Here is a 26989-nt window from a genome sequence, read left to right as displayed (position 1 = left end):
TGTCTGACACCGAAAGAACAATGGGCTCAGCATGCCTTCAACACTTTGCCAACCGATTACGGTTTACTATGAGGCATTACCGTCCGGCGGATTGCGGTCAATCGCGAGCCCACCGCCGACCAGTCACCGACAATGCAGGGGGATACTCCTTGGTAACTATGGCCGATGTTGCGCGGGTAGCCGGCGTTTCCAGGAGCACGGTGTCCTATGCCCTCAGCGGGGTCCGGCCGATTGCACCCGAAACGCGGGAGCGCATCCTGAAGGCCATGTCCGACCTTGGCTATACGCCGAACCTGCTCGCCCAGGGTTTAGCCGGCAAACGGACCGGCATCGTTTCCGTGATTTTTCCGGTCGGGGAGCAAGGCATGAACACCACGGAATTCGAGTACGTCCAAGGTGCTGCCGAGCAAGCGCGCGCTGACGGTTACCACCTCCTTCTGTGGCCGATGGACCCCGACGACTTGGGCGAGATGCAGCGGATCGTGGCCCAAGGCCTCGTAGATGGAATCCTCCTGATGGAAGTCAGGTCAGTCGACGAACGGATTCCTGTCCTGTTGGAAACGGGTGTTCCCTTCGTCACGATCGGACGGCCAAAGGATGCTAATGGCCTGACATTCGTGGACGCAGATTTCGAAGCGATGGGGGAGCTGGCGGTGTCGCACCTCGTCAGCCTGGGGCACACGGAGATCGGCCTTGTGACGCATTCGCGTAAGTCCCTGGACACCGGATACGGCCCGATGGTGCGATCCTGGGATGCCGTGGCAGCTGCCGCGTCGAGGCACCGGATCAGCGCTCGGCTGTACCCGGCCACGAGCTCACTTGCCGGCGGTCGTGAGGTGTTCGGACAGATCCTGGAAGAATCTCCGGAAACAACCGGGCTTGTGATGATCAACGAAGCGGCTACTGCCGGCCTTCTGGGTGCGGCGACAGCCCACGGTTGGCGAGTCCCCGAGTCTCTCTCCATTGTCGCCATTAACACCAGTGCCGGCTCCGCGGAGCGCTTCATGCCCGCCCTTACGACGGCGTCCGCCGAACCGGGCGCCATGGGTCGTGAGGCTGCAGAATTCCTTACCAGGCGCCTCAGGAGTGACAGCGCGGATGCCGTGCAATGGCTCGCTGAACCGGTGCTGACGTTGCGCGGAAGCACCGCCGTGGCACGGACCACCCGGCCGTAGAATCGCGTCGCCGTTCGGGTGCAGTCCGCCAATTCGAGGCATTCATTACGCGCTCCTATCGCACGTGATTGTGACATTTGACACACCGTCGCGCCGCCAACTACTGTCAAGCCATCGACCCGCGTCGACAAGGCGCGTCGACGAACGGCGATGAGATTCCTCCTGATACAACATGGCGGATGGTCACCGATCAGAGTTCCCGGAGACTAAGGAAGTAAGTCGTGCTTGGAATCATTCGGTACCAATCATCCGAATTGACGATGCGGTCGATGTCACGCAAACCTGAACGGGAATTCGCCGGTTTCCGCCGCGGATCCACGAGTAACCGCGTCCCCTTGTTCCCGGATCGTCAAGCCCCCGGAATAGTGCGTGGACGGAACCTGGAGACCGCCGCCTGCTTCTGAGTTCCAGGACCGGGCGAAGGATGGGCCAATGATGCCCGTCCAAAGCATGTAAGCGCTTGCCCGTTCTGGTCGTGCCTGCAGAGGCCTCCCCACCCGGCCCTGCGGTGGTCCCGCCCCTAGCCAACATCTCCCCAATCATCACAACAACCTCTTGGAGGTAACCCGTATGGAAACGTCGACCAAACCGGCCCAGTCCGCGTTCGAAGGTGGCCGGAAGTGAAAGCGATTCGACGGTTCACGGTACGAACGGTGCTGCCGGAAGCTATCGCCCCGCTCGCACGATTGGCGAAGAACTTGCGTTGGTCTTGGCACCTGCCGACGCGCGAACTGTTCTCAGCGCTGAACGCCGAGGCCTGGGAGCAAAGCAATCATGACCCCATGACCTTCCTGGGCCTGGTCAGCCGCGAGGAACTGCATGAACTCGCAGCGGATGGCGCAGTCATTGAGCGCGTCCAGCATGCGGCTGCTGACCTGGACCGGTACCTCAGTGAGCCTCGCTGGTACCAGGGCCTGGGTCCGGATGCTCCGGCGTGTATCGCTTACTTCTCGCCCGAGTTCGGCATCACCGAGGTGCTCCCGCAGTATTCGGGCGGCCTGGGGATCCTGGCCGGGGACCACCTGAAGGCCGCTTCGGACCTTGGCGTGCCGTTGATCGGCGTCGGACTGCTCTACCAGGCGGGCTACTTCAAGCAGTCCCTGTCCCGCGACGCCTGGCAGCAGGAGACCTACCCTGTCCTGGACCCGGACGGCCTGCCCCTGACAATGCTGCGTGAGCAAGACGGTTCGCCGGCTCTCGTCACGCTTCCACTGCCGGGTGACCGGACGCTGCGGGCGCACATCTGGCGGGCCGACGTCGGGCGGGTGCCGCTGCTGCTGCTCGATTCGAACGTTCCGGCCAACGACGACGCCGCGCGCGGGATCACGGACCGCCTCTACGGCGGCGGCGGGGACCACCGCCTGCAGCAGGAACTCCTGCTGGGCATGGGCGGGGTGAAGGCGCTGCGCGTCTACCAGCGCCTCACCGGCACCCCCGCCCCGGAAGTGTTCCACACCAACGAAGGCCACGCCGGGTTCCTGGGCATCGAACGCATCCAGGAACTCATGTCCGCCGAGGCCCCGCTGAGCTGGCCCGAGGCCCTCGCCGCGGGACGCGCGTCCACGGTGTTCACCACCCACACCCCGGTGCCGGCCGGCATCGACCGCTTCGAGGCCGTGCAGATCAGGCACTTCTTCGACGCCGGCCTGGCCCCGGACGTCCCGGTGGAGAAGGTCCTGGATCTGGGCCGGGAAAACTACGAGGGCGGCAACCCCGCGGTCTTCAACATGGCCGTCATGGGCCTGCGCCTGGCGCAGCGGGCCAACGGCGTGGCCAAACTCCACGGGGTGGTCTCCCGCGAGATGTTCTCCGGGCTCTGGCCAGGCTTCGACCACTCCGAAATCCCGATCACCTCCGTCACCAACGGCGTCCACGTACCCACCTGGATAGATCCGAAGATGAGCCGGCTCGCCGCAAAGTACTTCGGCAGCACTGACGTGGATGCCACAGGCTGGGACAAGATCTATGACGTAAGCGATGCCGAACTTTGGGGCCTGCGAGGCGAGTTGCGTTCTGCTTTGGTTGACGACGTGCGCAAGCGCCTGCGATCTTCGTGGAAGAAGCGCGGGGCGGCCGACGCGGAGCTGGGCTGGACGGACACCGTGCTGGACCCGGACGTGCTCACGATCGGTTTCGCCCGGCGCGTGCCGACCTACAAGCGCCTGACCCTCATGCTCCGGGACCCGGCACGCCTCAAGGCGCTGCTGCTGCACCCGAAGCACCCCATCCAGCTGGTCATCGCCGGCAAGTCCCACCCCGCGGACGACGCCGGGAAGAAGATGATCCAGGACCTGGTGAAGTTCACCGACGACCCTGCCGTCAGGCACCGGATCGTGTTCCTGCCCAACTACGACATCGCCATGGCCCGCACCCTGTTCCCGGGCTGCGACGTCTGGCTGAACAACCCGCTGCGGCCGCTGGAGGCCTGCGGGACCTCCGGGATGAAAGCGGCCATCAACGGCTCGCTGAACCTTTCGGTCCTGGACGGCTGGTGGGATGAGATGTACGACGGCGAGAACGGCTGGGCGATCCCGACCGCGAACAACGACGCGTCCCCGACCGAACGCGATGACATCGAAGCCGCCGCGCTCTACGAGCTCCTGGAGACCCAGGTGGCCCCGCGCTTCTACGGCTCCACGGTCTCCGCGGACGCCGGCGCGGCCGGGCCCTCGCAATCGGGCCCGGAAGCCGTCCCGACGCACTGGGTGTCCATGATCAAGCACACCCTGGCCCACCTCGGCCCGGCGGTCTCGGCCGACCGGATGCTCCAGGACTACGTCAACACCCTCTACCGCCCGGCAGCTGTTGCCGGCAGGCAAGCGGGAACCGCGTCGTTCAAGGAAGCGAAGGAGCTCGCGGCCTGGACCACCAAGGTCCGCAACGCCTGGCCGCAGCTGATCGTGGAACACGTCGATTCCATCGGCGTCTCCGAAGAACCCCAGATCGGCGACACCCTCCAGGTCAACGCCTACATCGCCCTCCACGAACTCACACCCGAGGACGTGTCGGTTGAAGTGGCGTATGGGCGGGCCCAGGACGGAGACGAACTGGAGGATGTTGCCCTGGTCGAGCTGACCGAAACGGAGGACCTCGGCAACGGGCGACACCTGTTCAGCGGGTCCATCCTGATCAACCGCTCCGGATCCTTCGGCTACACCGTCCGGGTCTTCCCGAAGCACCCCTCCCTGGCCTCGAAGGCCGAACTGGGGCTGATCGCGAACGCCTAAGAATGCGCGCCCCCGCTGCAGCTCGAGCAGCGGGGGCGCCTTCCGTTAAAAGGGATCCTCGCCCGATGGCAGAGACCCTTCTAATGGAACTTGCGGTAGGCTCCTCCCAGTTGGGCAACACAGCGGTGGCATGGAGGGGGATCCAATGCAGGTACCGAAGGGCAACCAGGACCAAGGACTACGTCCCGCGGCGAGATCCGTGGCGGCACCATCGCCGCGACCCTTTCGCGCGGCAAGCGCCCTCCCGGTAGCCGCGGCCCTCTGGTTGCTCGCGGCCTGCCTCCTGGCCTGGCTACTGGTCGCGGGAGAATCGCGGGCAACCATGGCTGCAGCACCCTGGGTCGTCTTGGTTGCCTGGAGTGCCTACATCGTGCAATGGAGGCCATGCCTGCGTGTCGACGGCTCCGGATTTGAGGTAGTCAATGGTCTGCGAGACCACCGGATACCTTTTGCGGCGGTAGAGGACGTTGAGATCCGGCAATCCGTTGTCATTAGGGCGGGAGGCAAGAAATATGTGAGTTGGGGAGCTCCCACCACGCCGAGCGCCGTCGCCTCCGGCCTCAACCATGTTTCCAACCTCAGGAATCTTCCCTTCAATGCGCTCCCAGACAACCAGCGACTGAGTCAACCCCAAGTAGTAGGCGGTCGCGACGAAATTGCCAACGCGTGGCAGGTCGCCCGCGCGGGAGACTTTCCTTCATCGGAAGGGCGCATCACTTCCACGTGGAACTGGCCTGGTGTGGCAGTCGGCGTCGTGTCTGTGGTCTGGGCGATCGCGGCAATGCTGCTTTCCTAGTCACCCGCAGCCGCAGCTTTCCCGGACCACAAGCTCCACGGGCAGCTCTTTGGCCACCGGCGCTGATCCGGGATTGGAGATCCGGTGGATGAGGATGTGGCATCCCCCGGATCCTGAAAGGCGAAAAGTCGAAGCGCTTAACTGATTGACGCCGTTCGGAGGCCCATGAAAGCGTATTTATTGGCCCCAACCCGGAATACGTGAAAAGACAGGAATACCGTGGGCATTCAGCAACAAGCAACGTCAGCACGCCTCAAAGTGGGCGTTGTGGGCATCGGATGGGCTGGCCAACAGCACCTTAAGGCTTACAACGCGATCGAAGGGGTGGATATCGTCGCCGTCGCCGGGATGGAAGAAGACCTCCTCGCCCAGATGAAGCAGGAATACGGCATCCCGCATGCTTTCGCACGCTGGGAAGACATGATCGGTCTGGAAGGTTTGGATGCGATCAGCGTCGCCGTTCCGACCTTCCTGCACGCTCCGATTTCCATAGCGGCCCTGGAGCGTGGACTGCACGTGCTGAGCGAAAAGCCACTGGCACGCAACGGCGACGAAGGACGCGCCATGGTCGCGGCGGCCCGGAAGGCCGGCCGGGTCCTGGAGGTTGCCTTCAACCACCGCCGCCGTGGCGACATTCAAAAGCTCAAGAGCATCATCGACGACGGCGGACTCGGACGTCCGTACTACGCAAAGGGTTCCTGGCTGCGCCGCGCCGGCATCCCGACCCTGGGCAGCTGGTTCACCAATCCGGAGCTGGCGGGCGGCGGTCCGCTTGCTGACATTGGAGTCCACGTGCTGGACTACTCGCTCCACTTGTTGGGCGAGCCCAAGGTCCTGTCCGTCTCGGCGCAGACCCACTCGGAGCTGGGTCCGCAGGGCCGAGGCGGCAACGCCCGCTACACCGCGGGACCTGCGAGCCACAAGTTCGAAGTAGAGGACTTCGCCACTGCTTTCATCCGGCTCGAAGGCGGCGGCACCCTGATCCTCGAAGCGGGCTGGGCGAGCTACCGCGAGGTGGACGACCTGCTCGACTTCACCGTCTACGGGACCGACGGCGGTGCCGAACTCCGCGCCGTCGGGGCTCCGCTGCAACCGGTCGGCAGCCTGAGGATCTTCACGGAGAAGGACGGCGAGAACGCCGACTACGAGCCCGAAGCGATTCCAGGCCTTGCCCACCAGGCCGTCGTCGACGACTTCATCGCCGCCGTCCGCGGCGGGGAGAGCGTCTGGGGACAACACGACGGTTCGCTCGCCCTGAGCCGCGCCCTCATCCTTGATGCCTGCTACAAGTCCGCCCTCGAACAACGCGAAGTGGTGCTCTGATGACTGACAAGAAACTGAAGATCGTCGTCTGGAACGAAGCCGTCCACGAGGCCCGCAACAAACCGGAGACCATGGCGGAAATGTACCCGGACGGAATCCATGGTGCCATCGCGGCGGGCTTGCGGGGCTTCTACCCGGATGCTGAAATCACGACGGCGACGCTCGCCGATCCCGAACACGGGCTGGACGAGGAAACCCTTGCGGCCACCGACGTCCTGCTCTGGTGGGGGCACATCGCGCACCACGAAGTGAGCGATGAAGTAGTGGAACGCGTCCAGCGACACGTCCTCGGCGGAATGGGCCTCGTGGTGCTGCACTCAGGGCATTTCGCGAAGATCTTCACCCGGCTGCTGGGCACTACCTGCTCGCTCAAGTGGCGCAACGACGGCGAACGCGAGCTCGTGTGGACTGTCAAGCCATCGCACCCCATCGCCGCCGGGGTCGAGAGCCCCATCCTGATCCCCAAACAGGAGATGTACGGCGAACTCTTCGACATCCCGGAGCCGGATGACCTGATCTTCATCAGCTCCTTCGAAGGCGGAGAGGTGTTCCGCTCCGGCGTGACGTTCTCCCGCGGCAAAGGGCGGATCTTCTACTTCAGCCCCGGCGACCAGGAGTACCCCGTCTACCACCAGCCGCAGATCCAGCGGGTCATCGCGAACAGTGTGGGCTGGGTCGCGCAGCCCGAACAGTTCCGGGACGCCCCGGAAGTGACCAACCAGGCCAGGGCCTGGTTTTTGGCTACCTGAAATCGCGGGAGTTGGACTTCACTGTCAGGACCAGGGGTTCCAACTTGTCCGCCACGAGATTGGTGACTCCTTCCGGCGATCGTTCGAGGAACCCTCGGACGATCAGCGCGGATGATTCCCGGGCGATGCGGCGATGCCTCTTCCAGAGGCCAACGCTGCAGATGACGTTGAGGATGCCGCTCTCGTCCTCCAGATTGACGAAGGTGATCCCTTGCGCGGTCTGGGGGCGTTGGCGGTGGGTCACGACGCCGGCCACTTCAACACGCGTGCCGGACTCGACCTGCGAGAGCCGGTCCACCCGCAGCACCCCTCTGGAATCCAGGGCTCCGCGGGCATGGCGCATCGGATGGTCATCGGTACTGATTCCTGTGGCCCACATGTCGTAGGCAACATTTTCCAGGGGGGAGAGCTCGGGCAGCAGCGGCGGCTGGACGGCGACATGGGTCCCCGGCAATTGTCCTTCCCGCTCGAGCGCGGCATCGCCGGCCTGCCACAGTGCTTCGCGGCGGTTCATCCCCAGCGAATCCAAGGCGCCCGCTGACGCGAGTGCCTCCAACTGGTCCGCGCTGAGATTCGCACGGCGGGACAGATCCGCCATGTCCCTGTAGGCGCCATGCTCCTCACGCTCGGTGACGATCCGCTTCGCCACTTCGGCGCCGATGGACGTGACGCCGTCGAGCCCCAACCGCACCGCGCGCGAGCCATCCCGCCGGTGCAGGTGGTCCTCGCGTGGCCGATCCTGCTGGAAGAGGCCGATCTCCGGCTGGTGGAAGTCCAGGCAGGAATCCATGCCGCCCACCTGGCCTGCCTCCGCGCTTGTCGTCTCGTCGAGGACTTCGAGGGTCGCCTCGGCCAGGGAATGCAGTACATCAGGGCGCAACACCTGGACCCCGTGCCTGCGGGCATCCGCCACGAGGGTTTGCGGGGAGTAGAAGCCCATGGGTTGTGCCCGGAGCAGGGACGCGAGGAACGCGCCGGGATAGTGCAGCTTCAGCCACGAGCTTGCATAGACCAACACCGCGAAGCTCAAGGAGTGGGACTCCGCGAAACCGAAGTTCGCAAAGGCCTGGATCTTGCCGTAGATGGCGTCGGCGTCGTCCTTGCTGATCCCGTTGGCGGCCATCCCCGCGTACAACTTGGCCTCCAGAGACTCGATCTTCTCCCGGCCCCGTTTGGAGCCCATCGCGCGGCGGAGCAGGTCCGCATCCTCGGCAGTGCAACCGCCCACGGCAACTGCCATCTGCATCAGCTGCTCCTGGAACAAGGGCACGCCCAGGGTCCGCTTGAGCACGGGCTCCAGCAACGGATGAAGATACGTGACTTTTTCCGTGCCGGCGCGGCGTCGGATGTACGGGTGGACGGCACCGCCTTGGACGGGACCCGGGCGGATCAGCGCGATTTCGACCACCAGATCGTAGAATTCCCTCGGTTTCAGCCGCGGCAGCGTGCTGATCTGGGCCCGTGATTCCACTTGGAAGACCCCGATCGAATCGGCCCGGCAGAGCATGTCGTAGACGGCCGGTTCTTCCCGCGGGATGGTCTCGATGGTCCAACGCTCCCCGAAATGCTTGTCGATCAAATCAAAGGAGTACTGCAGGGCGGCGAGCATGCCCAGGCCGAGAAGGTCGAACTTGACCAGGCCCATCCATTCGCAATCGTCCTTGTCCCACTGCAGGACCGTGCGGTTTTCCATCCGGGCACGTTCGATGGGTACTACCTCGCCGACAGGCCGTTCGGTGAGGACCATGCCGCCGGAGTGGATGCCCAGGTGCCGGGGGAAACCCAGTATCTGGTCAGCAAGTTCCAGGACCGGGGCCGGGATGTTGTTGGTCTTGCCTTCGCTGAGATCGCCCCAGTGATCGAGCCGCTTGGACCACGCGTCCTGCTGGCCTTGGCTGTAGCCGAGTGCCTTGGCGATGTCCCTGACGGCGTTCTTCGGCCTGTAACTGATGACATTCGCTACTTGGGCCGCGTTGAATCGTCCGTATTTGCGGTAGACGTACTGGATGACTTCTTCCCGCCGGTCCGAGTCGAAATCGACGTCGATGTCCGGTTCTTCCTCGCGGAGGCTTGAGAGGAAACGCTCAAACGGAAGGTTGTAGAAGATACTGTCGACGGCGGTGATCCCCAGCGCGTAGCAGACGGCCGAGTTCGCCGCGGAACCCCGGCCTTGGCAGAGGATGCCGCGGGAACGGGCAAACTGCACGATGTCGTGCACAATCAGGAAATAGCCGGGGAAGTTCTTCGCCTCGATCACTGCGAGTTCCTGCTCGATCCGGCCATGGACCCGTTCGTCGGCGTCCGGGTATTTGTCCCTGACACCTTCTTCAACAAGTTGCCGGAGCCAGGTGATGAGGCTGTGCCCTGCAGGAACATCAAGTTTGGGGAGCTTCGGGCGGGCGGCCCGTAACTGGAATGCAAGGTCGTCAGCGATTTCGACGGTCCGTTCGACCGCGCCGGGGTAGCGGGCGAACCGCGCTGCCATCTCGGAACCGCTCCGCAGATGGGCGCCGCTGCTTGCGGGCAGCCAGCCGTCCAGTTCCTCCAGACTGCGGCGTGCCCGGACAGCCGCCATGGCCGTTGCCAGAGGGTATCCCTCCGGGGACGCATAATGTGTGGCGTTGCTGGCGATGAAAGGTATGCCCGCCCGCTCGGCAATACGGACGAGGGCGTCGTTGTGGCTGCTGTCGAGGGGATTCCCGTGATCGAAGAGCTCCACCACGACGTTTTCCCGCCCGAATCTCTCGATCAACCCCTCCACCTCATAGGCAGCGGCTTGCTCGCCGTCGCTCAGGAGGGCCCTCCGGACTGAGCCTTTGCGGCATCCGGTCAGCACCAGGCAGTGGTCCCTCAGTGAATGCGCCAGCTCATCGAGGTCGTAGATGGGATGGCCCTTCTCCGCGTCGGCCGCCAGATGGGCGGACGTCATCGCCCCTGCCAAGCGGTGGTAGCCCTCTTCCTTGCGGGCGAGGACGAGCAAATGGTCACCTTCGGGATCGGCTTCCCCTTGCTGGGGCTTGCTGAGTCCGAGCGACAGCTCAGCGCCGAACACGGTCTTCAACTCATAGGCTTCGGCGGCCTCGGCCATTCGCACGATCCCGTAGAAGCCGTCATGGTCGGTCAGGGCGAGCGCATGGATACCCAGCCGGACCGCCTCCTCAACCAGTTTCTCGGGTGAGGAAGCGCCGTCGAGGAAGCTGTAGTGCGAATGCGCGTGCAGTTCGGCATAAGGCACGACGGCGGCATCGGCCCTCGATGCGCCCCTTGCGGGATCGAGGGGGACAGGACGGTAGGGCCCGCGTTTCCTTGACCAGGCGGGGCTGTCACCGCCGTCTCCTGTGGCCTTGCCGATCTCCGGCACTCGCCGGTCCGAGAGGGTGCGTTCGAACTCCGACCATGGGATTGACGGGTTGTTCCAAGCCATCTTTGTCTTCCTGACTAAAGTTCAGTGTCTGGTGGTCAGTCGTAGCGGGCCTCTGCCCACCAGTTCTGCTCGTCCAGGAGAAGAAGCCAGGCCTCTCCGTTTCCGTCCACAAGCTGGAACCGGTCCGCTTCAAGGCGGTGCTCGGCGTCCCACCATCTCTGCCGCAGCGGCCAGGGGCCGGCCCACTGAGCTACCAGTCGTCGTCGTGCAGGGTCTCCGCCGGGACAGAACCACATTGGCGGGGCAATCAATCCGCCACGGTGGTCTGTACGGACTTTTTCCTTGTTCGCATCAAGCAGCAGGACAGGGATAAGGGAGGCGAACACCGTGGCGGGCTGCGGGTCTGGAATCCTTCCGGGCCACGGCCTGGTGGCCAGGGCTGCCGATCCGGCGGGCAAGGCATCTCCCCAAGGAACCAAACGGCGCCGCTCGGCCAGCAATCGACCTCCGGAAATCGCAGGCACCACTACGGCTTCATGCCCCAGCATGCTTTGGATCCGGCTGAGTCCATGATGGATCTGTTCCTCTGCTCCGTCTCCAAAGAGCGCCCGCCCATGATGGGCGATGGAGTCCACCCGGACGGGGACGAACTCGACACGCGTGACAGGTGACGACAGTCCGCCGCGAGCCATGCCGCCGTCGTCCATTCCACCGGTGACCGTTTTATTGGCTTGGGCAGGGGGCTGTGACTGAAGCTGCCAGCGCACCCTGTCCACGACGTCGCTGGCAGTGAAATGGCGGGGGTGGCCCCACGTCCGCTCCGAGCGGCTCCCTGCATCGTCAGTGATCAGCACCCTCAGCTCTGTGCAGACCAAGCCTTCAGTCTGCACCCCGGCCACGAAGGCGTCTGCCGTGGCGCGGAGCTGGAAGGCGAGTTGGTCAACCCGGTCCAGGCCGGGTTCGAAGTCCGCCCGTTGATCAAGTTTCCGCGGGGGAGTCCGGGGGATCACCTTGCGGGGATCCTGGCCGCTTGCCAGGGCGTGCGCCGTGATTCCGGCAGCCCCGAAACGGGCCTGGACATCTGCGACGGGAAGATCGGCGAAATTCCCCAAAGTGAGGATGCCAAGGCGTTTGAGCAAGGAAGCCAGCTTCGGTTGCCCTAATACTTCCACTGGAAATGGAGCCAGGAAATCCCGGGAAGAACCCGGCTGGAGCACAAGAACTGCAGAGAGTTCGCTGGTGCTCCGGGCTGCTTGCTCTGCGGCAAACACGGAATCGGCGATCCCCACACGGGCCTCCACGCCAAGGCTGTCCGCAGATTCAAGCACAGCACCTGCTGCCGCTTCCTCTCCGCCGTAATATCGGGCGGCACCCTTGGCCCGGATAGCGCATAGTCCGGGGCGAAGCACTTCCACGCCAGGAGTCCGTTCCTCGAGTGACGAGACCACGGGCTCGAATTCCCTCGCATCCCGCACCGGATCAACGGCACACACCACCAGTTCAGGACAACGGGTCTGCGCTTCCCTGAGCCGCAAGCCCCGGATTACTCCCTCGGCCCGGGCTTCCGCGGAGCAAGCAGCTATGACACCTTTGCCTATGACCGCCGCGGGTACATCAGGCGGCAGGGCATCTGCCAAGCGGGCGGCGACAAGGGGCCAATCCGGGAACCATGTCACCAACGCGCGCACCGGGGTTTCAAGCTGAAACAGCATCATGCTCCCATCCGATGGCGGGAGAGATCTACCGGACCGCTGTCCGCAAGATCCACGGAGGCCCTGCGGGAACTGCCCCGCAAGGCGACTTCGAGTTCGAGCTCCTGTTTTTCGAGATGTCCGTGGCCCTGTCCAAGCCCCGCCCATTCGTGTCCGTTCACTTGCAAGACGGCTTCACTCTGCGGCCAAGGTCCCAAGACAAGGAGGACGGAACTCCGCTCCCTGAGCCTGGCTCCCAAACGGGCAGCCTCGGCGGGTGCGACTCTTTCCGGAGCACGCGCAAGCACCACCGAAAGCACGTCCGCCATGGCAGCGATCACCTGCGTCCAGCTGGTCCCGGTGTCAGGCACCAGCACCAGCCGGTCGAGCGCAATGCCGAAACCTGCTGCCGCCTCGACCCCGAAGTCAGGCAGCCCAGCTACCCCGCACCAGGAGCCATCGAGCGACGGTCCGGCCAACAATGCCATGGCGAGCGACATGGATCCCTGTATGGAGTATGCCGCTCCCGGGCGCAGTCCCCCCGGGAGAAGCCTGCTGAGTGAGGGGAGGACGGGAAGTGAACGCTGGCTTCCGCGCTTGCCCTGCATGAGGTGGATCTGCGCCTGCAAGTCATCGCGCAGCGAAGCCGGCGAAGCGGAAGACAGGCGAGATGACATACTTCAATTTTCGAACATATATTCGAATGAGTCAATTGCTCGGGATCCCGCTTGGAGGGTTGGCCTCCTCAACGATCTACTGTTTTTGACGCGGGTTCCCGGTTCCGGGCGCGTGGTTCCGGGCCGGCGCGGCAGTATCAGGGGCGAAACTGGTCGGTTGTTGAGGGCGGCCCTCACTTCGCGACCCCTGCGAGCGCGACCACGTCACGCTCGACAGCGAAACAGCCAGGATCGAAGCGAGGATCAATGCCGACGCCGGCGCGGCAACGGCCCAAGGGGCGCGCTCCACGTAGTTGATTCCCTCGGCAAGGATGAGGCCCCACTCGGGCGACGGCTGATGGGGGCCGAGGCCGAGGAATCCCAAAGCAGCCAAGGCGAGCGCGATCCCCGGTACCCGGAGCATGGAATGCCTGAACACCGGGCCAAGGATGGCCGGGAGGATATAGCGCCAGAGGACGCGGACCCTTCCCACGCCCAGGACCGGAAGGATCTTCACGTGGGGCTGGGCCCTGGCCTCCTGTGCCAAGGCCGCTGTGTGGGCGGCCAGGGGTGCCCAACTGACCAGGGTGACGGCTATAGCAGCACCTTCGGCCGAAGGGCCGGTCACCACGGCAACGATCAGGCCGGCCAGGATGGGCGGAGCGGCGTTGGCTACTTCAAGGGGACCGGTCGCCGCGAGCGGGAAGAGCCCGACGACCATCCCGATCGCGAGGCAAGCCAGCACCACGAGCAGAGCCGTTCCCAGCGTGGACACGGCACCATGCCCCACCCGGGCAAGGAGGTCCCGTCCACTCGCGTCGGCCCCGAAAGGCAGTTCGAAGCCCGGGCCGGCAAGCCGCGAATGGCTTGAGGTGAATGGATCGCGAAGGAAGCCCGCGACGACGATGAGCAGCAACGCTCCAGCCGCGACGAGCGGAACGGCGACATCCCGCCGTCGTGATCTTCCCGGCGAATCCGGGACCGGAACTGTCCCCGAGCGCAGCGCCGCTCCCATGAGATGGTATCGGGCCGCTGCGCTCAGGGAACCTGCTCCAACGGCCAGGAGCAGAAGCGCCAATACTCCTGCCTGCAGCGCGGGTATGTCCTGGGCGCTCGCCGCGCCCAGGACCGCACGGCCCAAACCGGGAATCGCGAAGACCTTCTCCACTGCAACCGCTCCGCCGGTGAGGCCAATCAGGACAAGCCCGATCTGGCTCATCACCGATGGCAGGGCCCGGCGGAGAACCGCCGCGGCGAGCCTGGCGCGGCTGGCTCCGGCCATGGCCCATGTGGCCACCCATTTTTCGGCGAACGCCAGGCTGATGGCGTCGGAAAGCAGCCGTCCGATGAGCCCGCCGGCGGGAAGGCCGAGGGCGAGTGCCGGCAACACCGCGTGGTCCGGGCCCTGCCAGCCATACGGCGGGAACCAGCCCTGCCACACCGCGCCGACGACAAGGAGCATCGCCGCGAGGAGGAACTCGGGGAGCGCCGTCATGGCCGCCGCTACGACGCCGGAACCTCGCCCGGGGCGACCGGCCAGTCCGCGAATCACGGAAGGAACGCACAGCGCGGTGGCCACCACCGTTGCAACGGCCACCGCGCAGGCCATCAGGGTGACGGAGACTCCAAGGGTTTCCAGGGTGCCGGGACCAACGGGAGTGTTGGTAATCCAGGAATTTCCCATGTCCCCGCGCAAAAGGCCCCCGGCCCAGTCGAGGAAGATGTGCACCGGTCCTCGATCGAGTCCGAGCTCCGCGCGGATCATGCCCAGCGTTTCATCAGTCGCTTCCCGGTCGGCGTACCGCGCCCGCAGGATGGTGTATTCCGGACTTTGTCCCGAAAGCCACGGCAAGAGCCCGATCAGCACAACGATTGCGAAGAGGGCCGCGGCCCGGGAAGCCGCGGTTTTGATGAACGCAGGGCCCCGCATCAGCCGGCGATTCCGGTCTTGCTGGTGATTAGTGCGCGCTCGCGGGGATCACGTTCCACATTGCGGATCCTGGCTGATTCGCCTTGGATGACGCGTTCGTGCAGCAGCGGCACGGCCGCATCCTTCGAGAGGATCAGCGCCTCGGCTGCGGCAATTGCCGCGCGGCGCTCCGGGCCTGCAGGAATGGCCGCCGCCTTGCTCAATGCTGCGTCCACCTCGGTATCGCAGAACTGGGAGATGTTGAAGGAGCCTTTGCAGGAGAAGTCACTGACCATGTAGGCGACGGGGTCGCCGGAGTCGAGGACCGTGGCCCGGGACAGGATGAACGCATCGAACTTGCCGGCCAGGGCGTCCGCCTCGATGTGCTGGTACTCGCGGACTTCCTGCTCCACGACGAAGCCGGCGGGTTCGAGCTGCTGCTCAAGCTGCACGGCGACCTCGGGCAGCTCGGCCCGGTCGGTGAACGTGCCGAGTTTGATGCGTCGGCCATTGGCGGGTGCGGCTTCCGCCCGCTTCTTCAGCGTCTCGGTATATGAGGTGTTTTGCCGTTCCTTGGCCGCCCAGGGGAGTGCCGGGCCCAAAAGGCCTTCGGCGATGTCCGCACGGCCCTCGTAGACCCGGTCAACAATGGTGGCCCGTTCTATCGAGGTGCGGGCCGCTGCCCGGACCGAAGGGTCCGCGAAAGGACCAGTCTTGGTGTTCAGGTAGAGGGTATTGGTACGGGGCATGGGAACCTCATGAATGAAGTCCCCCTTGATCTGCGCGACCTGGCCTACGGGAATGGCCTCCACGACATCGGCAGTTCCGGTCCTCAGGGCGGCGGCGCGCGCGGTGCCGTCGGGAACGTATTGGACGTCGACGCCGCTGCTCGCCGCTTTCTCACCCCAATAGTCGGCGAAGCGGTTGAGTGTTGCCGAGCTGGTGCCGTCCGCGGACGCAAGGACGTAGGGGCCCGTACCTGCGTTGACGGGGCTGACGACCCCGCCGGGCTTGTAGGCGGACGCGGCGAGGATGGAAAGCTGCGGGCTGGAAAGCCGCTGCGGAACCAGCGGGTCGTCCGTTTGGGTGGTGACGACGACGGCGTTCCCGCCGTCCGTCCGGACGCCCAGCTGGACGCCGTCGAGGATTCTCGGCTTGGGCTTCGCGTTGGAGGCCGCCGTCAGCGATGCCGCCACTTGCTCGGCCGTCAGAAGCGTTCCGTCATGGAATTTCACGCCTGCACGGAGTTCGAAGCGCCAGTTCCTGCCATCCAGTTGCTTCCAAGCCGTTGAAAGCGATGGCTGGGCATCGCCGAGGGCATCGAGAACCACCAGGGTTTCGGCGGTCTTCCATCGAGAGAGTTTGAAGGCATCGTCGCTCAGGGGAGTGAGTCCTGAACGGGGTGGCTGCAACATGGCTACTTTGATTCGGGAGTCGGTGCTGGTGACCGATGAGGTGTTGCCTTGGGCGAAGCAGGCGCTAAGTGCTGCGGCCATCGCGGAGGAGAGGAGTATCGCGGCAACTGCTTTTGGGCGCGGAATAGCCATGGATGGGTGCCTTCTTTCGTGGGTGTGAGTGGATCAAACGGCGTGGAGTTGTTGCGGGTGCGGTGCCGGGACGGGTGCTTGAAGGAAGCGGCGAATGAATGTCGCGGATGCTATCGCGAAGATTGCCGACACCAGCCACGGGGTGGCCGCGGCCGGAGATGGCGTGGTGGCCTGTTCATAGAGGGGAGCAAGGACCACATTGCCGAGGAGGACCATCGTTCCTCCGCAGCTCGCGAGCAGGCCGTAGTAGGAGCCGGTGGGGCGTCCCGAGGCAAATTCGAGGACCAGGTCCATGGCAACGGGTACCACGCACATGTGCCCGAGGGCGAGTGCGGTAACCAGCAGGAACGCCGGCAGGGCAGGGAACAGGGCGGGCGGAGGAAAGACGGCCATGGCTGCGATAGCCACAAATCCCAGGGCCTGAATGGCAAATCCGACGGCGAACGCAATGCCCGGGCCCTTCCGTTTCATGAGCCTGGCGATGGGCCATTGCAGGGTGATGGTCACAATCGATGCGTACGCGAAAATCGCCGAAAGCGCACCCACACCCGCGTCGCTCCGTTCCAGCTCGATGGGTAGACCGAAGTAGAGCTGGTTGTAGGCAAAGAGGTTGACGCTGTAGAAAGCCGCGAATGCGACGAAGCGCTTTTCCCTGAGGCAGGACCAAGTGTCCGACGGCGGTGCGGCGGCCGGGTGCCCCGCGCATGTTTTGACGGCGCTCGCCTTTGTCGCCGGCAGGAAGGCGTTGAAGACCGCAGCCATCACGGCAAAGACGCCCGCTCCGACGATGAGGGCTGTGTCGAAGCCGGTCTGAAGCAGGATGGCGCCGAGCAGGGGACCTGCCACGGCCCCGATCTCTCCGAAAATGACGAGCAGCGCAAAAAGAGTGGTTTTGTGGGGCTGAAGGGCGGCGCGTCGTTCTGCGGCTCCACCGACGAGGCTCTCCAAGGCGGGCGAAAAGAGGGCGCCGCCTACCCCTGTGATGACGGCTCCCAGGAGGAAAAGGGGGAAGTCCGAGGCCCACAGCAACAATAGGTACCCGGAAATCCTGGCCAGGCATCCGGCGATCATGACGGGCCGGGCTCCCCAACGATCCGCGGCCGCACCGCCCACGAGGAACAATCCCTGCTGGGCGAATGTACGGGCGCCAAGGACTATTCCCACCGCCATTGCACCCAGGCCAAAGTCTTCGCGCATCGAAACCGCCAAGAAGGGCACAACCGAGTAGAAGCCAAGGTTGAAGATGAGCTGGCTGGCGAGCAGGAGCCGGGGCGTAGGCTCCGCGCGCGGGTTCACAGTCTTCATGGTTGGTCCTTGTCCTGGTTCCTGCGCAGCCGGGGGATGGACGTCACGAGTTCCTTGGCTTCGGGGGTCCGTGGATTGCCATACACGGCTGCGGTCGGCCCGCGCTCCACGATGCGTCCCCCGGAGAGGACCAGGGTCTCGGAGCACAGGCGGGCGACGGCGGACAGGTCGTGCGAGACGAACAGGAGCCCGAGGCCGTCCCCTTGGACCAGCTGTTCCATGAGGTCCAGGACCGTGTTCCTGAGGGGAAGATCGAGCCCGCTGACCGGCTCGTCTGCCAGGAGGATGCTCGGCGCGGGCACCAATGCCCGTGCAATGGCCACCCGTTGCTTTTGCCCGCCGGAGAGTTCCCTGGAGCGACGCGCGAGCATACGCGGATCGAGATCGACCCGCTGTAGGGCATTCAGGATCATGCCGCGATGGTCTCCGTCAATGCGCAGTTGCCTCAGGGGTTCCAGGAGAAGGCGCTCCACGTTCATGCCCGGGGCGAGGCTCGCCGCCGGATTCTGCGGGATGTATTGCACCGCGCGGCGGTACCACCTCAAGGACGAGGCCGAACCGGGCACAACCGGGGTGTTATTGAACGTGACGTTTCCGGCATTCGGCTTCTCCAAAGCGAGCAAGATCCGCAGGAGCGTGGATTTTCCGGCGCCAGAGCCACCCACCAGGCCGATGCTGCGGCCAGTGGCAATGCTGAGGGACACGTCCTGCAATACGGTCCGGGATGACCGTGTCTTCAGGAGCCCCCTGCCCGGGTAGCTGAGGCCCAGATTGTCGGCGCTCAATACTGCGTTCATGATGCGGCTTCCGAGCGAAGGGAATCAGTTCCGACATGGGCGGCTTCCACCAGCTGCTTCGTGTACCGGTGCTTGGGCCGCTCCACGAGCGACTCCATCGATCCGGCTTCGATGATCCGGCCGGAACCCAGAACAAGGGCCTGGTGGCAAAAGGCCGCAGCCACGGCGAGGTCATGAGTGATGAACAACATCGCGCCCGCGGATGTGGAATGCGCGGATTCGGAATGGGCCGACTCCGAATACAAGGACAAGGCATCGAGGACCTTGGCCTGGCTGACCATGTCCAGTGCGGTAGTCGGTTCATCCGCCACCAGGACGGAGCTACGGCAGGCAAGGGCGAGCGCGATGCAGACCCGTTGCAGCTGACCGCCCGACAATTCGCCGCTGAAGCTTTGCATGGTCCGCTCGGCTTCTTCTATCCCCACCGACGCGAGCAGCTCAAGTGCCAGTTGCCGTGCCATGGAGACCGAATGGCCGGCATGCCGCAGCGGGATCTCAAGCTGTCTGCCCAGGCGTACCAAGGGATTGAGCGCTGACATCGGGTCCTGATGGACTGCGGTGATCCCGGCGCGACGCCTTCGCACATTGGACAACGGCACGTCCACTCCGTTGATCTGCAACCGCCCTGAAGCACTCATCGCGTCTGGAAGCTGTCCGAGAAGGGCGGCCGCGGTGAGGGACTTGCCTGAACCCGAGGCTCCGAGAAGTGCCAGTCTTTGACCCGGGTCAATAGCGAAGCTGACTCCGTCAATCAGGGCGCGTCCCCGGAGGGACACCCTCAAATCTCGAACCAGGAGGGCAGGGTGCATGGGGGACTTCCGGGTAAAAGTGATGGATGAGTACTGATGCTATCAATACTCATTCTCATTAAGCGAAATGTTGAGACGCATTGGATTCCCCAGGCCTTTTCTCCTGCGCCACCTCGACGGCGATTAGGGCCCGGTCACGTTATTGCGGCGTGGAGAACTGCGGCGTTTTCGGCCAGCCACGCCTGGCGGCGAAGAATCTTGTCACCGACGCCTTCATCCCACATCCGTTTCCACCCGCCGCCTTGGGTAACCGCCCTGCGCCGCATCAAATGCCAGGAGCGCTCGGCGGCGTTCAGGGCCACGTCAACTACCTTGGCGCGATCAACCGGACCCAGGCCGTAGGCGTCCACCAGCACGGCAGCCCGGGAGGCGGCGTCGACCTCCCGCATGACTGGATCGCGGTCGGTGACGGGCATCCAGGCGCCCCACCAGAGGAGCAAGTTCGCGACTTCTTCCGCGCGGGTTGCCGCGCGCAGCAAATCGAAGTCGATCAGGGCCACGGCGGTGCCGTCCTGGAACACGACATTCTCCGGGGTGATGTCCATGTGGGCGAGGAATGTTGCCGGTCCCGCAATCGAGCGAGGGCACCCCTGCGGATCGGCGTCGTCGCCCGCGCGTGCCCAGCCGGGTACGCCCAGCGGCTGCACGGCGTCATCGTAGCTCCGCACCAGGCGCGCGACGCTGATGGCACTGGATTCGTCGGCGACCCAGCTTGGCCAGGGGCGGCCGGCGGTGTCCCCGGGAACGAAACTCAGGGTGTCCCTGCCGCTTTCGTCGATGCCCAGGAAGCGGGGCGCTCCCTGGAATCCGGCCGATTGCAGGAAATCGAGGAGACGTCGGACCCGCTGCGAAGCGTCGCCTACGGGGCGCCGCACTGTGTCGCCGACCCGGACGAGCCCCTCCGTCACGTCTCCGCCGAGTAGCGGAACGGCAGGTTCCGGCTGGCCGGGTTCGACGTACGGACGGGTATCTGTAGTCATCGTCCGATGCTGCCACGGCCGGGTCCCTGGCGCCAGCCGGTGTGGTCCGGCCAAGCTCCTTGTCTCCAAGCGGTAGTGTCATCAACGATGGAAGATCTGGGCGGCACCGTACTGACAGCGGCCGGAGCCTTTGCGGCGACAAACCTTGATGACCTTCTGGTCTTGTCCGTTCTTTTCTTGTCAGCCAGGACGCGCCCGGTGCCAGGGCTCTGGCGAATTTGGGTAGGCCAATACATCGGCATCGGAATCCTGGCCGGGGTTGCGGCCGCAGCGGCATTGGCGCTCAACCCCGTCCCGGTGGAGTGGGTGGGTTTCCTCGGTCTGGTGCCGCTTGCTTTGGGCTGTTACGCCTTGCTCAGGATTGCCCGTCCGTCCGGAGATCCACCGAAGCCCCGGTCGCTGACCTTGCCCGTGGTTGTCGCCGTGACCGTAGCCAACGGTGGAGACAACATTTCCGTATACATCCCGCTGTTCCGCTCGCTGGCACCGGCTGCTTCGGTGGTGACGGTTCTGACTTTTGCGGTGATGGTGGCAGTGTGGTGCGCCGCTGGCTACTGGCTGACAGCGCACCCGACCGCAGCTGCTCTCTGCCGCCGGGCTGGAAACTGGGTTATTCCTGTGGTCTACGTCGCGCTCGGGGCCACCATCATTGTCCGCTCCGGAGTCTTTGCGCTGCTGTTCCAGCGCTGATCTTCGCAGCATGCAGGGTTCTCCCATCCGGAACTGATATGACTGCGGGTGGGTTTCATCCGGAAGCGCGCAGGAGGATTGGCAGGGTATGTTCCGAGGTTCGTTTGTTGTAGGCGCCCTGGTGCTGCTTTTCGGGGCAGCGGCCGTGTTGGGGTTCGGAGCCATCTTCCGGGCCAAGGGTGTCGCGGCCCGGATTGACGCCGCCGCAGCCGGGATATTGGCCGCCGCAATGGCGGCGGGAGGGCTTGGGTGGGCTCCGCTTGGTGTGGTCCCGCTGGGAGCGGCGATTGGCCTTGCCTTCCTCCTGTTCGTGGTCAGGATCGTGTACCAAGGGCCACGGACAGCGGGAACAGCGGGGACAGGGCGATGGTCGGCGATCTATGGCGCAGCGGTGGCGGCCCTTTCAGGCTGGGTGCTGCTCTCCGCGTCGAGTGGAGCTGGATCGGTGTCGGATCATCCAGGACACCAACTGGGCATCATCCTTGCCGACATCATGAGCGCGATCCTCATGCTCTTCGCCGCCACGGGTTGGCTGTTGGGCACGTTCGCGATGCCGGCCGAGAGCAAATCGCACGCCGTTCCCCGATTGAAGGGTGTCCGCGAGGCGCTGATGGCAGCTGGACTTGCCGTAGCGTTGTACGCGATCTCCTGAGCCCGGTGCCGCCCGGAGCGACCGGGTGGTGGATTTAGAATGGAGCCATGATCGATATTTCGGTCGAGAAGGTAGCCCTTCTCCTGATTATTGCCGTTTTGGTCCTTGGACCGACCAAGCTTCCGGAGTATGCGAGGAAGCTGGGGCGGCTTATCCGCGAACTGCGGCGCATGGCCTCCGGCGCGCAGGAAAAGCTTCGCCAGGAGCTCGGCCCGGAATTCGAGGACATCGATTGGCGGAAGATGGACCCGCGCCAATACGATCCTCGCCGCATCATCCGCGAAGCTCTCCTCGAGGACGAGCCGCTTCCTGAGCCGGTTGTCCCTACCCCCGTCCAGCCTCCTGCCCGCCCGGTTGTGCGGTTGGCGGCCGGGCAGAAGGCCCCTTTCGACGACGAGTCCACCTGACCCGTCAGTCGAGGCGCGGTGTGCGCGGGGGAGCGGTGCGGCGCTCGCCTGTTGCTTCGAAAGCCGCGGCCAGTGCCAGCAGCGCGGTGTCATCGTAGGCGCGTCCGGCGAATGTGAGTCCTACGGGCATGCCGGTATCGCTCATGGTTCCCATCGGTACGGTGACTGTCGGGATCCCCAGGTGCCGGGGGACGAGGTTGCCGTTGGCTACCCAGACGCCGTTGCGCCAGCCGAGGTCGGCTGAGGATTCGTTGACGTCCATGTCGGCTGGTCCGACGTCGGCGGCGGCCGGGAAGATGACCGCATCCAGGGCGAGACCGTCCATCCATTCCTCAAGGTCTACCCGCCGGGTCTCTTCAAGTCCGCGAAGGCCTTCTTCGAGGGACGGGATGTCGGTGAGGGAAGCGACCGCGTGAGCGCGGATGTGCGCCGGGTAGTCGGCGATGTCGTCGTCGAATCCGTCATAACGGTCCGGGAGGGCGCCTTCCGGGTGCGGGAAGATCGCCGTGCCGTCGACGTCGGCCAGGCCGTTGAGCGCCGGATCCCCGTTGGCTGCGAGGAAGTCATCCCAGGCCCATGCCGAGAGGTCGACGATTTCCCGCCGGAGGAACTCAGGGCTGACCAGTCCGCGGGTGGCGATGGTGGGCGCGCCCGGGCGGTCGCCTTCGTAGTTGGAGACCACGGGGAAGTCGACCAAGACGACGTCGGCACCGGTGGTTTCGAGGTCGCGCCGGGCAGCCTCCCACAGTTCCATCACGGAATCGCGCGTCTGGATTCGTTGGCCGGTGGGTCCGCCGACGCCGGGAGTTTCGCTGGTGCCGGCGTCGGGATCTGCGTTGACGTACATGCGCGGCACCCCGAATCGTTTGCCCTTCAAAGCCGAGCGGGCGCCGTCGACGCCGGATGGTGCGAGCGCCGGGTAGGAAGCAGGGCGGACCCGGGACGCGGCCGGGATCTGGACCCACGGCTGCGCGCGCCAGAAATCGCCGCGGGTTTCGGCGTCGTCGGCAACGATGACATCGAGCAGTTCCAGGAGGTCTGCCATGGACCGGGTGTGGGGCACTACGACGTCCATGGTGGGTACCAGCGGCCAGTTGCCGCGCACAGAGATGACCCCGCGCGACGGTGTGTACGCGCACAGGGCATTGTTCGACGCCGGTGCGCGGCCACTGGACCAGGTCTCCTCGCCCAGGCCGAACGCTCCGAAGCTCGCCGCGGTAGCCGTACCCGAGCCGTTCGAGGATCCGGACCCGAAAGCCGCGGTGAGGAAATCGCCGTTGTACGGGCTCTCGGCGCGTCCATACACCCCGCGTTGCATGCCGCCGTTGGCCATGGGCGGCATATTGGTCAGGCCGAGGAGCACGGCGCCCCCCGCGCGGAGGCGTTCAATGGTGAAGGCATCGCGTTGCGCGATGAGGTTCTCGAACGCGGGGGAGCCCGCGGCGGCCGTAAGCCCTTTGGCCAGGTAGCTGTCCTTGGCGGTGTAGGGAATGCCGTCGAGGGGCCCGAGGGTGGTGCCGTGTTCCCGGCGCTCGTCGGAAGCCTTGGCATCTGCGAGCGCTTCGGGGTTCATCACAACCATCGCGTTCAGCGTGATGCCGGAGCGGTCGTAGGCGTCGATGCGGTCCAGGTACGCCTGGGTGAGTTCCTCGCTCGTCACTTCGCCGGCCTCCAGAGCCGCCCGCAACTGTGCGATGGAGGCCTCGACGACGTCGAAGCGGCTCATCGTGCGGCCCGGCTGGGGAGTTTGGGCTGCTGTTGCGTGATGCAGTGGATTCCTCCGCCCCGGGCGAGGATTGGCCGGGCGTCCACTGTCACGACGCGGCGGCCCGGGTAGGCCTCGGCCAGGATTTCCGCGGCCAGGGCGTCGGCCCGCTCCTCGCCATAGCCGCACGCAATCACGCCGCCGTTGACCACGAGGTGGTTGACGTAACTCCAATCGACGAAGCCTTCCTCGTCGCGGAGGGTCTCAGGCGCGGGAAGCAGGGTGATCTCGAATGGCTTGCCTGCAGCGTCCTGCTGGGTTTCGAAGAACCGCTGGAGAGTGCGGCTGACCTCGAAATCGGGGTGCCCGGGATTGGTCTGCGAGTGCAGGAGGACCCGGCCGGGGGAGGGAAGTGTGGCCACCATGTCGATGTGGCCGCGCGTGCCGAGGTCCTCGTAGTCACGCGTAAGGCCTCGCGGTACCCACACGGTGTGGGTAGTGCCCAGCGTGCGCGACAGTTCCGCCTCGACGCGTGCCTTGTCCGCGTATGGATTTCGGCGCGGATCCAGCTGGACGGTTTCGGTGACGAGGACAGTGCCTTCACCATCGACGTGGATGGCGCCGCCTTCGTTGACCAACAAGGAGGTGACCAGTTCCGCGCCGGACTCTTCAGCGACAAAGCGGGCCATGCCGGCGCTCTTCTCCCATTCGGACCAGGCCGGGGCGCCCCAGCCGTTGAAGATCCAGTCAACTGCGCCGAGCACGCCGGGACGCTCGTCGTCGACGACGAACGTGGCTCCGACGTCGCGCATCCAGAATTCGTCGAGCGGAGCTTCAAGCTTTTCGATTCCGGCGCCGAGCATGCGGCTCGCCCGGTCCCGTTCGCTGGGGTCGACCACCATGGTGACGGGCTCGAACTCGGACACTGCGTGCGCGACGGCGGTCCAGGCCGCGTACGCTTCGTCCGCCGAAGCGGCGTCGTCGCCCAAGGTCAGGCCCGTGCGGGGGAACGCCATCCAGGTGCGCTCGTGGGGTGCGGTTTCGGCTGGCATTCTCCAGGCCATGGAAGTCTCCTCCATGTTGTGAGGTGAAATTTCTTATTGATCGCATGATCAACAAGAAGAAAACTACTTTAGACTGTTGTGTGATGTCAAGCACGATACAGAAACGCGCTGCGCGGAAGACGCCGGCCGAACGCGCCGCCGAAATAGCCGAGGCCGCCAAGGAAATTGCGCTTGAGCAAGGGCTTTCCGCCATTACGTTGCGCAACGTTGCTGCGCGGGTGGGGGTGGCCTCGGGGCTTGTCGCGCATTACCAGCCCAATGCGGAGGCCTTGGTGGCGGGCATCTTCTCGACCATTGTGGCGGCGGAAACGGAGGAAGTTGCTGGTCTTCTGGAGAAGCAGCCGACTCCCTTGGAACAGCTCGGGATGCTCCTCGAAACTCTCATGGACGTCAGCCGGCTCGATGTCACGGCAATCTGGGTGGAGGCGTGGACCCTGGGGCGTCGGAACGAGGCGCTCGCAACCTGCGTTCGTGAGCAGATGGACGCCTGGCAGGCCGTAGTGCAGGGGGTCGTCGAAGCGGGGATCGACGCCGGTGAGTTCGATACGTTCGATGCTCCGTCTGTCGCCTGGCAGATCCTGGGCATGGTGGACGGACTGAATGCCCAGGCCCTGGTGCGCTGGGACGGCGTCAGCGACCGCGGGACGCACCTCGCCCGTGCCGTGGAAGGCATGGTAGGTGCGGCCCGCGGTTCGCTGGTGCCGGGCGGTGTCCAGCACCTCGGGCGGATCCCAAGCTCGGATTCTTAGATCCCCAGATAGTGTTCCAGCCGCTCGAACTCCGGTTGGGAAAGCTCGCTCGCGACGGCGGCGGCCCCCACCGCGCAGGCGGCCGCGAGGCTGCTTTCCTCATCCAGGCCCGACGCGAGCGCCAGCACGAGCGCCGCGCAGAATGCGTCGCCCGCCCCCACGCTGTTGACCACCCTCGTCTTCGCCGCGGGCGCATGGGCGGTCCTGACCCCTCGTGTGTACATCGACGCCCCGCCCGCACCATAAGTCACGGCCACGCGTTTGGCGCTCCGGAGTTCGGGGATGAGGTCGTACTCGGACTCGTTGACGATCACTAGGTCGCACCGTTCCAGAAGCCCTGCCGGGAGTGCCTGTGCCGGGGCCGCATTGAGGGCGAAGAACCCGGCGGTCCGGCGCGCAGCTTCCAGCACGGTGTCGACGGCGATCTCCAGCTGGGCCAGGACCGGCCCGCCATCGGAGAAATCGGTGCGATCCAGGGAAACCATGGCGTTGGCTCCCGGCGCCACGGCGATCTGGTTTTCGCCCTCGCTGTCGATCACGATCAGCGCGGTGCCGGTCGGCGCGGAAACCTGCTCCACTGCCGAAATGTCAACCCCTGCCCGGTCCAGGGCCTCCGCCAGAAGCCGGCCATCCGGATCCGCGCCGACGGCGCCCACCATGCGGGCGGCCCCGGCCAGCCGTGCAGCAGCCGCGGCCTGGTTGCCTCCCTTTCCGCCGGCCTGACGGGTGAGGGTGCCACCGCCTATGGTTTCACCGGGGGAGGGGAGGCGGTGGACGCGGCACGTGAGATCGACATTGAGGCTGCCGACAACAGTGAGCGTGCTGGGGATAGGCATGAGTTGTCCTTTGGGTGGTGCTGGATTGCGGTGTCGGGTTTCCGGTCTAGTGCCAGAAACCACGGTGGACTTCTGTTGCCTCGGGAAGCGGAACCGGACCTACCACGGCGACGCTGCTCCCGCCATGGGCAAGGACGTCGCGGCAGGGCAGGTCAAGGGTGGGTACGCCGGACTGCTCGGTGACAATCGACGCGAGGTCCTTCTCGGACAAGGCATAGACCACGCGTCCGATTCCCGCCCAATAGATCGCCCCAGTGCACATGGCACACGGTTCGGTGCTCGTGTACAAGGTGCTGGAGGCCAATGCGCCGGCGTCGAGCTTCCTGGCGCCCAGGCGGACCAGATTGGTCTCGGCATGACCGGTGGGATCATGCTCGGTGTTGACGGTGTTCATGGCTTCCACGATGGTTCCGTCCGGGGCCAACAGAAGTGCGCCGAACGGGTGGTCGCCGCGATCCCGGGCCGCCCTCGCAAGGGAAATGGCGCGGTCCAGCAACACGAGGTCGCCTTGGCTGGGTTCGGCGCCGTGGGACGGGGTGTCTTCGGAAGTGTTCATCG

The 26989-nt window shown here is 65.1% G+C and carries 22 protein-coding genes; 9 read left to right on the top strand and 13 right to left on the bottom strand.

From position 1 onward, the window contains the following. Positions 1–158 precede the first annotated feature (158 nt). From LFT47_RS12930 to LFT47_RS12910, 5 genes are all read left to right on the top strand, one after another. Positions 159–1175 carry a LacI family DNA-binding transcriptional regulator gene (locus LFT47_RS12930; protein WP_236811349.1) on the top strand — a complete coding sequence of 339 codons (1017 nt, stop codon included), beginning with the start codon at positions 159–161 and terminating at the stop codon, positions 1173–1175. A 620-nt stretch (positions 1176–1795) separates the two neighbouring features. Further along, a complete protein-coding gene (glgP, locus tag LFT47_RS12925; RefSeq protein WP_236811347.1) occupies positions 1796–4402 on the top strand; it encodes an alpha-glucan family phosphorylase in 2607 nt (868 codons plus the stop codon). Positions 4403–4547: 145 nt separating this feature from the next. Then, on the top strand, positions 4548–5198 hold the full coding sequence (locus tag LFT47_RS12920) for a PH domain-containing protein (protein WP_236811339.1): 651 nt from the start codon (positions 4548–4550) through the stop codon (positions 5196–5198). 219 nt (positions 5199–5417) lie between these two features. Then, positions 5418–6521 carry a Gfo/Idh/MocA family protein gene (locus LFT47_RS12915; protein WP_236811337.1) on the top strand — a complete coding sequence of 368 codons (1104 nt, stop codon included), beginning with the start codon at positions 5418–5420 and terminating at the stop codon, positions 6519–6521. Then, entirely contained in the window at positions 6521–7270 is a 750-nt protein-coding gene (locus tag LFT47_RS12910; RefSeq protein WP_236811335.1) for a ThuA domain-containing protein, read from the top strand. The genes LFT47_RS12915 and LFT47_RS12910 overlap by 1 nt, the downstream gene beginning before the upstream one ends. Here LFT47_RS12910 and LFT47_RS12905 read toward each other — a convergent pair. From LFT47_RS12905 to LFT47_RS12865, 9 genes are all read right to left on the bottom strand, one after another. Next, the gene (locus LFT47_RS12905; protein WP_236811333.1) at positions 7263–10694 is read right to left on the bottom strand and encodes an error-prone DNA polymerase; all 3432 of its coding nucleotides are present in this window, start codon (positions 10692–10694) and stop codon (positions 7263–7265) included. The genes LFT47_RS12910 and LFT47_RS12905 overlap by 8 nt on opposite strands. 35 nt (positions 10695–10729) lie before the next feature. Further along, positions 10730–12349 carry a DNA polymerase Y family protein gene (locus LFT47_RS12900; protein WP_236811332.1) on the bottom strand — a complete coding sequence of 540 codons (1620 nt, stop codon included), beginning with the start codon at positions 12347–12349 and terminating at the stop codon, positions 10730–10732. Then, positions 12346–13002: a hypothetical protein gene (locus LFT47_RS12895; RefSeq protein ID WP_236811329.1), complete on the bottom strand. Its 657-nt coding sequence runs from the start codon at positions 13000–13002 to the stop codon at positions 12346–12348. The genes LFT47_RS12900 and LFT47_RS12895 overlap by 4 nt, the downstream gene beginning before the upstream one ends. Positions 13003–13078: 76 nt before the next feature. Further along, on the bottom strand, positions 13079–14911 hold the full coding sequence (locus tag LFT47_RS12890) for an ABC transporter permease subunit (RefSeq protein ID WP_236811328.1): 1833 nt from the start codon (positions 14909–14911) through the stop codon (positions 13079–13081). Next, a complete protein-coding gene (locus tag LFT47_RS12885; protein WP_236811326.1) occupies positions 14911–16437 on the bottom strand; it encodes an ABC transporter substrate-binding protein in 1527 nt (508 codons plus the stop codon). The genes LFT47_RS12890 and LFT47_RS12885 overlap by 1 nt, the downstream gene beginning before the upstream one ends. Before the next feature lie 33 nt (positions 16438–16470). Further along, positions 16471–17742 (bottom strand): MFS transporter, encoded by a 1272-nt coding sequence (locus tag LFT47_RS12880; protein WP_236811325.1) that lies wholly within the window; start codon positions 17740–17742, stop codon positions 16471–16473. Then, a complete protein-coding gene (locus LFT47_RS12875) occupies positions 17739–18539 on the bottom strand; it encodes an ABC transporter ATP-binding protein (RefSeq protein ID WP_236811324.1) in 801 nt (266 codons plus the stop codon). The genes LFT47_RS12880 and LFT47_RS12875 overlap by 4 nt, the downstream gene beginning before the upstream one ends. After that, positions 18536–19348, bottom strand: coding sequence for an ATP-binding cassette domain-containing protein (locus tag LFT47_RS12870; RefSeq protein ID WP_236811323.1), 813 nt, complete (start codon positions 19346–19348; stop codon positions 18536–18538). The genes LFT47_RS12875 and LFT47_RS12870 overlap by 4 nt, the downstream gene beginning before the upstream one ends. A 134-nt stretch (positions 19349–19482) precedes the next feature. Beyond that, positions 19483–20328: a phosphotransferase gene (locus LFT47_RS12865; RefSeq protein WP_236811318.1), complete on the bottom strand. Its 846-nt coding sequence runs from the start codon at positions 20326–20328 to the stop codon at positions 19483–19485. 87 nt (positions 20329–20415) lie between these two features. Between LFT47_RS12865 and LFT47_RS12860 the strand changes: the two genes are divergently transcribed. The 3 genes from LFT47_RS12860 (at position 20416) to LFT47_RS12850 (ending at position 22077) form a co-directional block, all read left to right on the top strand. Next, positions 20416–21018 carry a cadmium resistance transporter gene (locus tag LFT47_RS12860; protein ID WP_236811316.1) on the top strand — a complete coding sequence of 201 codons (603 nt, stop codon included), beginning with the start codon at positions 20416–20418 and terminating at the stop codon, positions 21016–21018. Between the two features lie 88 nt (positions 21019–21106). Continuing rightward, the gene (locus LFT47_RS12855) at positions 21107–21670 is read left to right on the top strand and encodes a hypothetical protein (protein WP_236811315.1); all 564 of its coding nucleotides are present in this window, start codon (positions 21107–21109) and stop codon (positions 21668–21670) included. A 47-nt stretch (positions 21671–21717) separates the two neighbouring features. Then, the gene (locus LFT47_RS12850) at positions 21718–22077 is read left to right on the top strand and encodes a sec-independent translocase (RefSeq protein WP_236811314.1); all 360 of its coding nucleotides are present in this window, start codon (positions 21718–21720) and stop codon (positions 22075–22077) included. 4 nt (positions 22078–22081) lie between these two features. Here LFT47_RS12850 and LFT47_RS12845 read toward each other — a convergent pair whose 3' ends face one another. Beyond that, positions 22082–23803: an amidase gene (locus LFT47_RS12845; RefSeq protein WP_236811313.1), complete on the bottom strand. Its 1722-nt coding sequence runs from the start codon at positions 23801–23803 to the stop codon at positions 22082–22084. Further along, the gene (locus LFT47_RS12840; RefSeq protein WP_236811312.1) at positions 23800–24846 is read right to left on the bottom strand and encodes an agmatine deiminase family protein; all 1047 of its coding nucleotides are present in this window, start codon (positions 24844–24846) and stop codon (positions 23800–23802) included. The genes LFT47_RS12845 and LFT47_RS12840 overlap by 4 nt, the downstream gene beginning before the upstream one ends. Positions 24847–24929: 83 nt before the next feature. Here LFT47_RS12840 and LFT47_RS12835 point away from each other — a divergent pair, with 83 nt between their 5' ends. Next, positions 24930–25595, top strand: coding sequence for a TetR/AcrR family transcriptional regulator (locus tag LFT47_RS12835; protein ID WP_236811311.1), 666 nt, complete (start codon positions 24930–24932; stop codon positions 25593–25595). Here LFT47_RS12835 and LFT47_RS12830 read toward each other — a convergent pair. Continuing rightward, a complete protein-coding gene (locus LFT47_RS12830; RefSeq protein WP_236811310.1) occupies positions 25592–26431 on the bottom strand; it encodes a PfkB family carbohydrate kinase in 840 nt (279 codons plus the stop codon). The two genes, LFT47_RS12835 and LFT47_RS12830, sit on opposite strands and share 4 nt — an antisense overlap. Before the next feature lie 46 nt (positions 26432–26477). Continuing rightward, entirely contained in the window at positions 26478–26987 is a 510-nt protein-coding gene (locus LFT47_RS12825; protein WP_236811309.1) for a nucleoside deaminase, read from the bottom strand. Positions 26988–26989 lie beyond the last annotated feature (2 nt).

It is taken from the genome of Arthrobacter sp. FW306-2-2C-D06B, assembly GCF_021789175.1.
Classification (GTDB): domain Bacteria; phylum Actinomycetota; class Actinomycetes; order Actinomycetales; family Micrococcaceae; genus Arthrobacter.
This window is presented reverse-complemented; position numbering and strand designations above follow the sequence as displayed.